This window comes from Burkholderia sp. FW306-1C-G01B (assembly GCF_058781685.1).
Map to the genome: position 1 here is coordinate 402,734 of NZ_JBYSWZ010000003.1, position 12,329 is coordinate 415,062.

Genomic DNA, 12,329 nt, shown 5'->3' on the forward strand with positions numbered 1-12,329 from the left:
AAGGCCTGGCGCGCCGTGCCGCGATGCTTACGCCTTCAGGAACGCGAGCAGTTCGGCATTGATCCGGTCGGCGTTGACGACGCACATCCCGTGCGCGCCGCCGGGGATCACCTTGAGTTGCGCGTGCTTCACGATCTTCGCGGACAGGCGGGCCGAATCGTCGATCGGCACGATCTGGTCGTCGTCGCCGTGCAGGATCAGCGTCGGGACGTCGATCTTCTTCAGGTCCTCGGTGTAGTCGACCTCGGAGAATTCCTTGACGCACAGATACTGGCCATAGGCGCCGCCCATCATGCCCTGCGCCCAGAATGCGTCGATCGTGCCCTGCGACACCTTGGCGTTCGGACGGTTGAAGCCGAAGAACGGCACGGCGAGATCCTTGTAGAACTGCGAGCGGTTCTCGGCGACGTTCTTGCGGATCCCGTCGAATACGTCCATCGGCAGGCCGCCGGGATTGGACGCCGATTTCACCATCTGCGGCGGCACGGCGCCGATCAGCACGGCCTTCGACACGCGCTTCGTGCCGTGGCGCCCGATGTAGTGCGCGACTTCGCCGCCGCCGGTGGAATGGCCGACGAGCGTGGCTTCGCGCAGGTCGAGCGCATCCATCAGCGCCGCCAGATCGTCGGCATACGTGTCCATGTCGTTGCCGTGCGACGGCTGGCTCGAGCGGCCGTGACCGCGGCGGTCGTGCGCGATCACGCGATAGCCGTGCTGCACGAGGAACAGCATCTGCGGATCCCACGCGTCGGCGCACAGCGGCCAGCCGTGCGAGAAGACGACCGGGCGGCCGCTGCCCCAGTCCTTGAAGTAAATCTGCGTACCGTCTTTGGTGGTGATCGTGTTCATCGCATGAGCTCCTTGATGGGCGGAAGCGGCGTGTTTGGGGGCGGCAGCGGCGGCAGCGGCCGGCAGCGCGGCGGCTGCAACGGCGGTCGCGCCGGCAAGCAGCATGTCTCGGCGACGCGCCGAGGGAACGGCGTCGATGTCTGCTGGACGCATTGGGACTCCTTGAACGTGCGGTGGAACGATGCCGCGTTGGATGGATGGTGCGGACCTGCCCGCATGCGGCAATCGCGCCGGCAGCCGGCGTGGGTTCGCGGTCGCGGGCCGGCAGGCGCGCAAGTGTTAGCGAACGAACGCCGACAGGAGCCTATCGCGGGGTCATGCAGCCTGTACTGAAATCGCGCTGAATTTTCATGAAGCCGGTCGCGGCGCAAGCCGCGCGAACGCACCGGCCAGAAAAATTAAGCCTGGAATCAAGACTCTTCAGCGGCGGCTCGGTATCGTCAGCATCAGGTCATCCCGTCGCGGGTCTTGCCAGTTCGTGCCGGCGGATGACGACCGCAATGCGGGCGGGTGCGATACATCCGCGCCCTTTGCCACTTGCCTGGGTACGCCGCCATGGACGAATTCAATCGCTGGGAACACGTGATGACGCTGCTCGACCCGTCGCCGGCCGCAAGCCGCTGTGCGCCGCCGCATCTGCGCGACCCGGAACCCGTACGCCGTCGCCATCGCGACGATGCGCCGCCCGCGTCGAGCGGCGGCGTGCGCCGCCGTTGCGCGATCGTCGCCGCCGAGCGGCAGACCGATTCGTCGGTGTTGATATCGTGGAGCGATCCGACCCGCTGCCGCTACGACGAGCAGCGCTGGATCAGCGCAAAATCCCGCGCCCTCGGCCGCTGCGCGCTGACCGGCATCACGATTCATACCGGCGATGCGATCTACAAGCCGCAGTGGCGCGGAGCGAAGCGCCCCGCGAACTACCGGGAGGTGATCCTCGCGTCCGAACTGGACCGGTTCATCGTCAGGCTGTCCCGTTCATGACCCTGAACGGTGCGCCCCATCCGTCGGCCATCGCCGGCGGCCGCTACTTTTTCACCGCTGAGGAATCTTCATGAGCACGTTCACGACACGCGACGGCGTTTCGATCCACTACAAGGACTGGGGCGCAGGGCGCCCGGTCGTATTCATTCACGGCTGGCCGTTGAATGCGGACATGTGGGACGTCCAGATGCATCATCTCGCATCGAACGGCTTTCGCTGCATCGCCTACGACCGGCGCGGCTTCGGCCGATCCGGCCAGCCGTGGACCGGATACGACTACGACACGCTGGCGGACGATCTCGCGACGCTGATCGAGACGCTCGGGCTGCGCGACGTGACGCTCGTCGGCTTTTCGATGGGCGGCGGCGAAGTGGCACGCTACATCGGCCGGCACGGCACGCGACACATCGCGAAGGCCGTCCTGATCGGGTCGGTGACGCCGCTGGTCGCGCGGCGCGACGACCATCCGGACGGTGTCGACGTGGCCGTGTTCGACGGTATTCGCGCGGGCATCGTGGCCGACCGCGCGGCCTTCTTCGAGAACTTCTGGCCGCTGTTCACCGGTTCGAACCGGGCCGCTTCGACGATCTCGCGCGCCGCGCTCGACTGGACGTCGTTCATGGCGCTGCAGGGCGGATTGAAGGGCACGCTCGATTGCGTCGGCGCGTTTTCCGAAACCGATTTCAGGGCGGATCTCGACAAGTTCGACGTGCCGACGCTCGTGATTCACGGCGACGACGACCAGACGGTGCCGCTCGCGCTCACGGGCGCCGCCGCCGCGAAGCGCGTGCCGCACGCGACGCTGAGCGTCTACGAGGGCGGGCCGCATGCGCTGTATCTGTCGCACGCGCAACGATTGAACGACGAACTGCTGGCGTTCGCCCGCGCATGACCCGGCGGGGATGACGCGGCGGAGTGGGCCCGGCCGACCGGACGGCTCACTCCGTCCATTTCGACCCGAGCACCAGGCCGCAGAAATTCGTCCGACGATAGTCCGGGTCGCAACGCTCGAGCACGTCGGCGCCGACGTTGCCGAACGCAGCGGCAGGGCGATGCGCGGTGCCCGCGGCGAGCACCTCGAGGAACAGCTCCTTGAAACACGGGCCGCGCGGCCACGCGTTCACGATCTCGTCGCGTTCGGATCGGCTCACTTCGTCGAAATGACGCGCAAAGAGATCCGTCTCGATACCTGCGCCGAGCAACGCCGTCAACGGCGTCATGTGCGGGTGAATGCCGAAGGTCGTGTGCAGCGCGATCGCACGCCAGACCTCTTCCGCATCGCCGGCGGCGACGCCGTATCCGCAGAGGAATGCATGAGCGGCATTCGCGCCGTCGATTTCGAAGCGCCGGCGCGAATCCCGGTAGCGCTCCGTCAGCCCGAAGTCATGGAACAGCGCGGCGACGTACAGCAGCTCGGCGTCGCATGCGATGCCGCGACGCAGCCCGATGATCGACGCAAATGCGAACACGCGCATCGCGTGCCGGAACAGGAGTTCCGGTTCGCCGGCGCGCACGGTCGCGGCGGCCTCCCGAGCGATCGGGCCGTCGGGAATCGGGATGCCGGCGATACGGTTGCCCATGGTCGTGTTCCTCGCGGCGTGACGGCGGTCGCGCGACGCTGGCGCCGTCGAACCATCGTCGCGCGCCGCGCCGCTGAATGTCCTGAGCGGCGCCTGAATCGTTCTGAACGGAAAATCCGACCGGCTCTCACGCCCGGAATCGATTTCGCCGCGTTTTGCACGTCGCTTTTACCTGGTTTTTTTCGCAAGTCATTCGAACTGCGATTTCAATTAACGAGATCACGAAATCGATTCCGGCCAATCGGCCGTTTTATCCGAGAAACGAGTTCACGAATGAACGAATGTTTCGCACATTGAAAATGCAGGATGTCGTGGTGCGCCGTGCCGGGAGGCGTCGCGGCGATCACGGTTCTCGTCGATTCAAAAAATTTGCTCCTTCCGTTCTGATAATTTGAATCACCTCATTAGACAAATGCCGTAGCATGGCACCAAACCGGTGTCATTTCTGACAGGGCATCAATGAATGAAGTCGATTAAGAATTTCCATGATCAGGATTGGAACACTTCACGTTTTTCTAGACAGACGTGAAATTCGCTCGAACGGCAAACTGCTGCGCATCGGCAGCCGCGCATTCGAAATTCTCGAACTCCTGATTCGGGCGAATGGCGCATTGGTATCGAAAGACGAAATCATGCAGCGTGTGTGGCCGCACACGATCGTGGAGGAAAACAACCTGCAGGTGCATATCGCCGCGTTGCGCAAGGCGCTGGCCGGCGACCGGAACCTGATCGTCACGGTGCCGGGGCGCGGCTATCGGCTGGTCGGCGTCCAGGCCGAAAGCGCGGCGGCCGTGCGTCCCGCGGCGTCGCGGCTGACCGCCGCGCCGACCGCGCTCGTCGGCCGCGAGCAGACCGTCGCCGACGTCCTCGCGGCGCTCGACACCGCGCGCGTCGTGACGCTGGTCGGGGCGGGCGGCATCGGCAAGACGCGGGTCGCGCTCGAAGCGGCCATGCGGGCCGAGGCGAGTTTTCCGGAGGGTGCCGCGTTCGTGTCGCTGGCCACGGTTGCGTGTCCGCAATTCGTGCCCGCCGCGCTCGCGGGTGCGTTCGGCATCGTGCAGCCGGCCGGATCGCTGACGCTCGAAGCGGTGCTGGCCAGCGTGGCGAACCGCCGGATGCTGCTGGTGCTCGACAATTGCGAACATCTGCTCGATGCCGCCGCGCAGATCGCGACTGCACTGACCGAGTCCGACGCCGGATTGTGCGTCCTCGCGACCAGCCGCGAGGCGCTGCGTATCCAGGGCGAGCGGCTGTGTCCGATTCCGCCGCTCGATGTGCCCGGCGAAGGCGCCGACGATGCCGAGATCCTGCGCGCAAGCGCGGTGCAACTGTTCTCGGCGCGCGCGCGCGCCGCCGACCCTCGCTTTCCGCTCCATGGACGCAGTGTGTCGCTGATGGCGTCGGTATGCCGGCGTCTCGACGGTCTCCCGCTCGCCATCGAACTGGCAGCGGCCCGAGCGGCCGTGCTCGGCATCGATGTGCTGGCCGCGCATCTCGACGATCACTTCAGGTTGCTGACCGGCGGTTTTCGTACGGCCTTGCCGCGTCATCAGACGCTTCAGGCGATGTACGACTGGAGCTACCGCCTGCTCGGGGACGCGGAGCGCCTGCTGTTGCGGTGGCTCGGCGTGTTCCGCGACAGCTTCTCGATCGACGCGGTGCGGGAGATCGTCGGCACGAAGGGGCTGGTCGATGCGGACCTGCTCGACACGATCGCCGGCCTCGTCTCGAAGTCGCTCCTGAGCCTCGAGAGCGCGCACGGCGCGCCGCGCTACCGGCTGCTGACCACGACGCGCGCGTATGCGCTGCAGCAGCTCGCGAACAACGGCGAATGCGCGGCCGCGGCACTCGCGCATGCGAACTACTTCCATACGTTGTTCAGGCTTGCGCCCGGCGGCGACGACGGGCCGCGGGCCGAATCGCGGCTCGACGTGATCCGGCGCGAACTCGGCAATCTGCGCGCGGCGCTCGACTGGGCGTTTTCGCCGAACGGCGATGCGGAGGTCGGCATCGCACTGGCGGCTGTCGCGGTCCCGTGCCTGTTCGACCTGTCGCTGGTGGACGAATGTCGCGAACGGGCGCGCGCGGCGCTCGATGCAATGCGGAATATGGACGAGACGCCGGCGCGCGAGGACGCGCGCGTGCGCCTGCTGGCCGCCTATGCCGCCGCGCTCGCCCATACGTCGGGGCCGACGCGGGGCGTGCACGACGCCTGGTCCGAACTGCACGCGCTCGGGGTCGCCGCGGACGAGGCCGGGTTGCCGGCGCGCGAACCGTAACGGCGCGCGCCGCTGCCGAATTCAGAACGTTTCAGCCTGAACTCAGGACTTGGCCGGCCGGTGCGTCTACATTGCATGCATGGAGACCGTCGGCGATCGGCGGGCGGGCAGCAGACCGGCTCGCACCGCCGCTTGTCGATATCCCGACGCCACCGAATGCCGGCGTGGGGCGGCGCTCGGCACATGTCGTGCCGCGGCGACTTCGCGCGTCATCGAACGACTACCGCATGAAACCTGTCCAGTCCGACCTTTCACGTCACGATTCGCCGCGGGCGGCCGCTCGCCGGATCGGGTAGCGCGAGCCATGCGATCGCGCGGGTTCCCCGCCAGTCGCGCAGCGCGCCCGCGGCCCGTTCCGGCATGCTGAACCTGTCCGTCACGGTCGCCTACGGCGCACCGATCGTCGTTGCCGACCTCGTTGCATGGCGGTTGCTCGGGCCTGGCCGTTCGACGACGAAAGCGGTCTGGCGCTGCGCGTCGTTCGCCGCGCTGACCTATGTGCTGTTCGCCACCGGCGTGAGCCCGCTCGCGGTGCCGCCGTCGCCCGACCGGTTCGACCGGCTCGCAATCCAGGCGATCGGCGTCGCCTGGTGGCTGCAGTGCGCGCTGGTGTTCAGCCTGATGCTCGATCATCTGCTGCTGCCGCGCGCGTGGCGCAACCAACGGCTGTTTCACGACATCGCCGCGGGCGCCGTGTTCGGTGCGGCCGCGGTAGCCGCGCTGGGCTACGTACTGGGCCTGCCGCTGAGCGGCCTGGTCGCGACCTCGGGCGCCGTGGCCGTGATCCTCGGCCTGGCCGTCCAGAACACGCTGAACGACGTGTTCTCGGGCCTTGTGCTGAATACCACCCAGCCGTTTCGCCTGGGCGATACGGTGGCCATCGGCGAACTGGAAGGGCGGATAGTCGAAAGCAACTGGCGCGCGACCAAGCTGATCAACAGCCTCGGCAACCTGGTCGTCGTGCCGAACAGCACGGCGGCGAAGGCGACGATCGTCAACCTGAGCGAACCCGCGAGCGTGCACGGCGTGACACTGACGATCGAGATCGATCCGGCGGTGCGGCCGGCCGTCGTCGTCGATGCGCTCGACCGCGCTGCCGCCAGTTCGCTGGACGTGCTGGCCAGTCCCGCGCCGATCTCGGTCGTCAAGGCCTTCAAGACCAATTCCGTCGAATACGAACTCGTCTGTTACGTCGACGCGCTGCAAAAAAAGGTGGCGGTGCGTAACCGGCTCTACGATCTGGCCCACCGGCATCTCGCCGCCGCGGACATCGCGCTGCGCCCGCTCGGCGGGACGGCCGAGGCGCACCGGCCGGCTTCGAGCGGTCAACGGCTGCTGCGCGCGGTCGAACTCTTCAGGCAACTCGGCGACGAGGATCTGGCGGTGCTGGCCAATGCGCTGGCGTCGCGCGTATTTCACAAGGGGGACGTGATCTACGCGTCGAATTCCGATACGCGCCTGCTGACGATCGTCGGGTCCGGTGTCGCGTCGGTGTTCGTGCCGGGCGCGACAGGCGACATCGAAGTCAGGCGGATGGTGCCCGGCGACGCGATCGGCCAGTCCGTCGTGCTGGCCGGCACGCAACTTCATGCGAGCGTCTACGCGGTGACGGCCGTGACGGCCTATCAGTTGAGCAGCCGCGACCTGTCGCCGCTGCTCGCGAGGAAACCCGAACTCGGACGGCTGATGTGCGAATCCCTTAACGAACACATCGCGACCGAGGAAAAGATGATGATCCCGCCGGCCGCGAAGGCGCATGCGTCGTTCAACCTGATCGAATGGCTCGAGAAGGAGATGAAGCGCCTTCACGATTCGTTCGGCTGACGCGGCGGTGGCGGGAGATCGCGGGAAAAGGCCGATCGAGCGGTGCGGCCGGCGTGCGGCGGAATCAGGCGAGCGCGGTGAACCGGTCGACGAGATCGGGGCGGTCGAGCTGCTCGACCCACCAGTGCAGCGCGCGTCCGGCCTCGTCGCCGCGCCACGCGATATAGCAATGTGTCGTGTCGCGCATGCCGGTCACCTGGCGCGCGACGAGCTTGCCCTGCGCGATCGCGCGTGCCGCGACGCAATCCGGCAGCGTGCCCACCGCGAGTCCTTCGCACTGCGCGGCCAGTTTTGCGGCGAGCGTGGGGACCGCAAGATACGGCTGCCCGGCATCGACGTTGACCGAGCGCGGCTGCAGTTCGCGCGAGGTATCGCTGATGACGGCGCCGCGATACTCGACGACCGACGCCATCGACAGCGGTTCGGGCAACGCCGCGAGCGGATGGGTGGGGGCGACGGCGAACACGTGCCTGAGCGTGCCGATCGGCCGCGCGACGATGTCCGGCAGCTCCGGCGGCTCGCCCACCGCGCCGACGACGAGATCCGCGCGGCGCGAAATCAGCGCATCCCAGGTACCGCCGAGCACTTCGGTGGACAGGCGCAGCCGCGTGTTCATCTCGAGTCCGTAGAACGTATGCACGTACGGCCACAACGCGTCGAACGGCAGGATCTCGTCGATACAGATGCGAACCTCGGTTTCCCAGCCTTGCTGTGCACGCAGCGCCTTGAGTTCGAGCTGTTGGGCGGCATGCAGCAGCCGGCGGCCCTCTTCGACGACCACGCGGCCCGCGTGCGTGAGCTTCGCACGGCGCCCGCTGCGGTCGAACAGCGCGACGTCGAGGTCGCTTTCGAGTTTTTGTACGAGATAGGTCAGCGCAGACGGTACGCGGTGCAGGAGCTCCGCGGCTTCGGCGAACGTGCCGGTGCGATCGATCGCGTCCAGCGCTTCGAGCGCTTCGAATGACAGCTTCATGATGGAATCCACGCGGGCGTCGGGCTGTCATGGTATCGCCAAGCACCGCGGAGACCAATACGATTCAGAACAATTAATCCGGTTGCCGGCGCCGGAGGCGCTATCCTTTTTCGGGCAGGATTGCCTCGCGCGAATTCAGCGTCCGATCGGTATTGGCGATGTGCGCCATTTCCGCAGCGTCAGCGCACGGGGGGGCCGTGCAGAATGGGCCCGGGTTTCGCGGCTGCTTCGCGTTCCGGCTTGCCTGCGTGTGGTCGGCGTCGGGAGATTGGCCGGCACGCCGGTCGGCCTCCCCGAATCCGGTCAGTCAACGTGGGTCGCGACGGCGTCGATTAACGTTTCTTCGCGGCGGCATCGGATGCCTGGGCGCCGGGCAGGGAGCCGAACATGTGCTGGCTGCACTTCGCCTCGCTCCACGCGGTTTTCAGATGAATCCCCGCAAGCATCCTCCGTGCGATCGGCAGGATCTGTTCGCCGGCAAGAATGCCCAGCAGGCCGGCCAGCGCGATCGTGGGCGGAGCGGGCGATTGCACGCCGATCAGGAAGTAGACGACGCCGGCGAGAATCCCGGCAAGCAGCGATGAAATATACGGCTTCATGATTCGGATATAAATGAATGACAATCGTGTGAAAAATACGGATAACTACTGATCCGTGGACGATCCTGTATTTATTCAATAGCGTAGCAGGTCTTTTTTGATGTGATCATTCAATTCGATGGTTTTAAGATCTTTTAAGGCCTGTTTTTAGGGATTTTATTAATCGATTTGATTAAGTGGCGTTAACATGAAATCGCGTGTTGAATGACACCGGCTGGCAGGAAAACCTGCCGGCACAGCGCATTGGGCGCCCCCGGCTTGCCGGCGAGGCAGACCCTCTTTTTTCTCCGCGTCAAAGGACATGACAGCCATGAGCAATCCGAAACTCGAAGTACTCACCCCCCATAACAGCCAGCTGATCTTCATCGACCAGCAGCCGCAGATGGCGTTCGGCGTGCAGTCGATCGATCGTCAGGTGCTGAAGAACAACGTCGTCGGGCTCGCGAAGGCTGCGAAGGTATTCAACATCCCGACCACGATCACGACGGTTGAAAGCGACAGCTTCTCGGGTCACACCTATCCCGAGCTGCTCGACGTGTTTCCGAACCAGAAGACGCTCGAACGCACGTCGATGAACTCGTGGGACGACCAGAAGGTGCGCGACGCGCTGGCCGCGAACGGCCGCAAGAAGGTGGTCGTCTCCGGTCTGTGGACCGAAGTCTGCAATACGACGTTCGCGCTCTGCGCGATGCTCGAAGGCGACTACGAGATCTACATGGTCGCCGACGCATCGGGCGGCACGTCGAAGGACGCGCACGACTTCGCGATGCAACGGATGATCCAGGCCGGCGTGGTGCCCGTGACGTGGCAGCAGGTCCTGCTCGAGTGGCAGCGCGACTGGGCACACCGCGAGACTTACGACGCCGTGATGGCGATCGCGAAGGAGCACTCGGGCGCGTACGGGATGGGTGTCGATTACGCGTACACGATGGTCCACAAGGCCGCGCAGCGTACCGCGACGCCGCACGAGTCGATCCCGCCCGTGCCGGCGAAGTGACCGAAGGCAGTCGCGACTGTCGATGCTGATGCGGCGTGTTCCCCGCGAACCCGTGGCATCGGCAATATGAAATCGCGGGCGGCGTACGTGGTCGATTCACGGATGCCGCCCGCAGCGTGTTTGCCAGGACGTTACGACCTGCATTCCAACCTGTCCGAGAAATTGATCGTATGGAACCTTATCTGGTTTCCCTTGGTGCGGGCTTGCTGATCGGTGTCATTTACAGCGCAATCAAGGTCCGTTCTCCGGCGCCGCCGCTGATTGCGCTTGTCGGGTTGCTCGGCATGTTGATCGGCGTGCAGGCCATCCCCACCCTCAAACAGCTCTTTGGCTTCTGATCGAAACGAGGTGACGTATATGACCGCAACCGAGTCCCAACCGGATCTGATCCTTCACAACGGAAGGTTCACGACCCTCGACCGCGCCAACCCCACCGCGACAGCGGTGGCGATAGCCGCCGGCCGCTTCGTTGCGGTCGGCAACGAAGCGGACGTCATGCGGCTCGCCGGGCGCGCGACGAAGGTCGTCGACCTCGGCGGCCGCGCCGTGCTGCCGGGCCTGATCGACAACCACTGCCACGTGATTCGCGGCGGTTTGAACTACAACATGGAACTGCGCTGGGACGGTGTGCCGTCGCTCGCAGTCGCGATGGACATGCTCAGGCGGCAGGTCGCGATCACGCCCGCGCCGCAATGGGTGCGCGTGGTCGGCGGCTTCACCGAGCACCAGTTCGCCGAGAAGCGCCTGCCGACGATCGAGGAGCTCAACGCCGCTGCGCCCGATACGCCGGTGTTCATCCTGCACCTGTACGACCGTGCGCTGCTGAACGCGGCCGCGCTGCGCGTGGTCGGCTACACGAAGGACACGCCCGAGCCGCCGGGCGGCACGATCCTGCGCGACGCCGCGGGCAACCCGACCGGGCTGCTGCTCGCGAACCCGAACGCGACGATCCTCTACGCGACGCTCGCGAAGGGGCCGAAGCTGCCGTTCGAATACCAGTACAACTCGACGCGCCACTTCATGCGCGAACTGAACCGTCTCGGCGTGACGGGCGTGATCGATGCGGGCGGCGGTTCGCAGAATTATCCCGACGATTACGAAGTGATCCGCAAGCTGCACGACGCGGGCGAGATGACGATCCGGATCGCGTACAACCTGTTCACGCAGAAGCCGAATGCGGAGAAGGAAGATTTCGTGAACTGGACCAAGAGCGTCAAGTATCACGACGGCACCGACTATTTCCGCAACAACGGCGCCGGCGAGATGCTGGTGTTCTCGGCGGCCGACTTCGAGGATTTCCGCGTCGCGCGCCCGGACCTGCCGGCGCAGATGGAGGACGATCTCGAAGGCGTCGTGCGCGTGCTCGCACAGAACCGCTGGCCGTGGCGCATGCATGCGACCTACGACGAAACGATCGACCGCGCGCTCGACGTGTTCGAGAAGGTCAACAAGGACATCCCGCTTGACGGCCTGAACTGGTTCTTCGATCACGCGGAAACCATTACCGAAAAATCGATGGACCGTATTGCGGCGCTGGGCGGCGGCATCGCGGTGCAGCACCGGATGGCGTACCAGGGCGAATACTTCGTCGAGCGTTATGGCGCACAGGCAGCCGAAGCGACGCCGCCCGTCGCGAAGATGCTGTCGAAGGGCATCAAGGTGTCGGCCGGCACCGACGCAACGCGTGTCGCGTCGTACAACCCGTGGGTGTCGCTCGCGTGGCTCGTGACGGGCAAGACGGTCGGTGGGCTGCGCATGTATCCGCAGCGCAACCTGCTCGATCGCGAGACCGCGCTGCGGATGTGGACCGAATACGTGACCTGGTTCTCGAACGAGGAAGGGAAGAAAGGGCGTGTAGCGGTCGGGCAGCTCGCCGACCTGGTGGTCCCGGATCGCGATTTCTTCGCATGCGCGGAGGACGATATCGCGGGCACGACCGCGTTGCTGACGGTGGTCGGCGGCAAGATCGTATGGGGCGCGGGGCCGTTCGCGTCGCACGACGCGCCGATTCCGCCCGCGATGCCGGACTGGTCGCCGGTGCGCGAGTACGGCGGCTACGGCGGCTGGGGCGCGACGCAGCGCAACGGCGCACCGCTGCAGCGTGCGGCGGCCGCCGCGATGTGCGGCTGCGCGAGCGCGTGCAACGTGCACGCGCATGCACATGCGAGCGCGTGGGGCAGTGCGTTGCCGACGTCGGACGCGAAGGGCTTCTGGGGCGCGTTCGGTTGTTCCTGCTGGGCGATCTGA

The 12,329-nt window shown here is 65.9% G+C and carries 11 protein-coding genes; 7 read left to right on the forward strand and 4 right to left on the reverse strand.

Features of this window, described 5'->3' with window-relative positions:
* Positions 1-27 precede the first annotated feature (27 nt).
* The gene (locus tag AC3WLY_RS09285; protein ID WP_492308992.1) at positions 28-849 is read right to left on the reverse strand and encodes an alpha/beta fold hydrolase; all 822 of its coding nucleotides are present in this window, start codon (positions 847-849) and stop codon (positions 28-30) included.
* A gap of 555 nt (positions 850-1,404) precedes the next feature.
* Here AC3WLY_RS09285 and AC3WLY_RS09290 point away from each other — a divergent pair.
* Both AC3WLY_RS09290 and AC3WLY_RS09295 read left to right on the forward strand, forming a co-directional pair.
* Positions 1,405-1,830 (forward strand): DUF3331 domain-containing protein, encoded by a 426-nt coding sequence (locus tag AC3WLY_RS09290; protein ID WP_175961655.1) that lies wholly within the window; start codon positions 1,405-1,407, stop codon positions 1,828-1,830.
* 70 nt (positions 1,831-1,900) lie between these two features.
* Positions 1,901-2,722: an alpha/beta fold hydrolase gene (locus AC3WLY_RS09295; protein WP_175961654.1), complete on the forward strand. Its 822-nt coding sequence runs from the start codon at positions 1,901-1,903 to the stop codon at positions 2,720-2,722.
* Between the two features lie 46 nt (positions 2,723-2,768).
* On the opposite strand, the gene AC3WLY_RS09300 is transcribed toward AC3WLY_RS09295, so the two are convergent.
* Positions 2,769-3,410, reverse strand: a complete 642-nt coding sequence (locus AC3WLY_RS09300; protein WP_492308991.1) for an HD domain-containing protein — start codon at positions 3,408-3,410, stop codon at positions 2,769-2,771.
* 485 nt (positions 3,411-3,895) lie between these two features.
* On the opposite strand from AC3WLY_RS09300, the gene AC3WLY_RS09305 reads away from it, so the two are divergent.
* A complete protein-coding gene (locus AC3WLY_RS09305) occupies positions 3,896-5,689 on the forward strand; it encodes an ATP-binding protein (RefSeq protein WP_492308990.1) in 1,794 nt (597 codons plus the stop codon).
* A gap of 360 nt (positions 5,690-6,049) precedes the next feature.
* The gene (locus AC3WLY_RS09310) at positions 6,050-7,513 is read left to right on the forward strand and encodes a mechanosensitive ion channel family protein (RefSeq protein WP_175961651.1); all 1,464 of its coding nucleotides are present in this window, start codon (positions 6,050-6,052) and stop codon (positions 7,511-7,513) included.
* A 64-nt stretch (positions 7,514-7,577) separates the two neighbouring features.
* On the opposite strand, the gene AC3WLY_RS09315 is transcribed toward AC3WLY_RS09310, so the two are convergent.
* Together AC3WLY_RS09315 and AC3WLY_RS09320 are read right to left on the reverse strand one after the other, a co-directional pair.
* The gene (locus tag AC3WLY_RS09315; RefSeq protein ID WP_175961650.1) at positions 7,578-8,486 is read right to left on the reverse strand and encodes a LysR family transcriptional regulator; all 909 of its coding nucleotides are present in this window, start codon (positions 8,484-8,486) and stop codon (positions 7,578-7,580) included.
* Positions 8,487-8,818: 332 nt separating this feature from the next.
* A complete protein-coding gene (locus tag AC3WLY_RS09320) occupies positions 8,819-9,085 on the reverse strand; it encodes a XapX domain-containing protein (RefSeq protein ID WP_111021481.1) in 267 nt (88 codons plus the stop codon).
* Positions 9,086-9,395: 310 nt separating this feature from the next.
* On the opposite strand from AC3WLY_RS09320, the gene AC3WLY_RS09325 reads away from it, so the two are divergent.
* From AC3WLY_RS09325 to AC3WLY_RS09335, 3 genes are all read left to right on the forward strand, one after another.
* Complete coding sequence (locus AC3WLY_RS09325) at positions 9,396-10,082, forward strand: isochorismatase family protein (protein ID WP_310134091.1); 687 nt, start codon at positions 9,396-9,398, stop codon at positions 10,080-10,082.
* A 170-nt stretch (positions 10,083-10,252) separates the two neighbouring features.
* Positions 10,253-10,420, forward strand: a complete 168-nt coding sequence (locus AC3WLY_RS09330; protein ID WP_034184358.1) for a DUF1427 family protein — start codon at positions 10,253-10,255, stop codon at positions 10,418-10,420.
* A gap of 19 nt (positions 10,421-10,439) precedes the next feature.
* Entirely contained in the window at positions 10,440-12,329 is a 1,890-nt protein-coding gene (locus AC3WLY_RS09335; RefSeq protein WP_492308989.1) for an amidohydrolase, read from the forward strand.

Excerpts from the sequence above, each read along its gene's own strand:
- AC3WLY_RS09290 (WP_175961655.1), top strand. The coding sequence starts at position 1,405 with ATGGACGAATTCAATCGCTGGGAACACGTGATGACGCTGCTCGACCCG.
- AC3WLY_RS09335 (WP_492308989.1), top strand. The coding sequence starts at position 10,440 with ATGACCGCAACCGAGTCCCAACCGGATCTGATCCTTCACAACGGAAGG.
- AC3WLY_RS09300 (WP_492308991.1), bottom strand. The coding sequence starts at position 3,410 with ATGGGCAACCGTATCGCCGGCATCCCGATTCCCGACGGCCCGATCGCT.
- AC3WLY_RS09295 (WP_175961654.1), top strand. The coding sequence starts at position 1,901 with ATGAGCACGTTCACGACACGCGACGGCGTTTCGATCCACTACAAGGAC.
- AC3WLY_RS09305 (WP_492308990.1), top strand. The coding sequence starts at position 3,896 with ATGATCAGGATTGGAACACTTCACGTTTTTCTAGACAGACGTGAAATT.
- AC3WLY_RS09285 (WP_492308992.1), bottom strand. The coding sequence starts at position 849 with ATGAACACGATCACCACCAAAGACGGTACGCAGATTTACTTCAAGGAC.
- AC3WLY_RS09325 (WP_310134091.1), top strand. The coding sequence starts at position 9,396 with ATGAGCAATCCGAAACTCGAAGTACTCACCCCCCATAACAGCCAGCTG.
- AC3WLY_RS09330 (WP_034184358.1), top strand. The coding sequence starts at position 10,253 with ATGGAACCTTATCTGGTTTCCCTTGGTGCGGGCTTGCTGATCGGTGTC.
- AC3WLY_RS09320 (WP_111021481.1), bottom strand. The coding sequence starts at position 9,085 with ATGAAGCCGTATATTTCATCGCTGCTTGCCGGGATTCTCGCCGGCGTC.
- AC3WLY_RS09310 (WP_175961651.1), top strand. The coding sequence starts at position 6,050 with ATGCTGAACCTGTCCGTCACGGTCGCCTACGGCGCACCGATCGTCGTT.
- AC3WLY_RS09315 (WP_175961650.1), bottom strand. The coding sequence starts at position 8,486 with ATGAAGCTGTCATTCGAAGCGCTCGAAGCGCTGGACGCGATCGATCGC.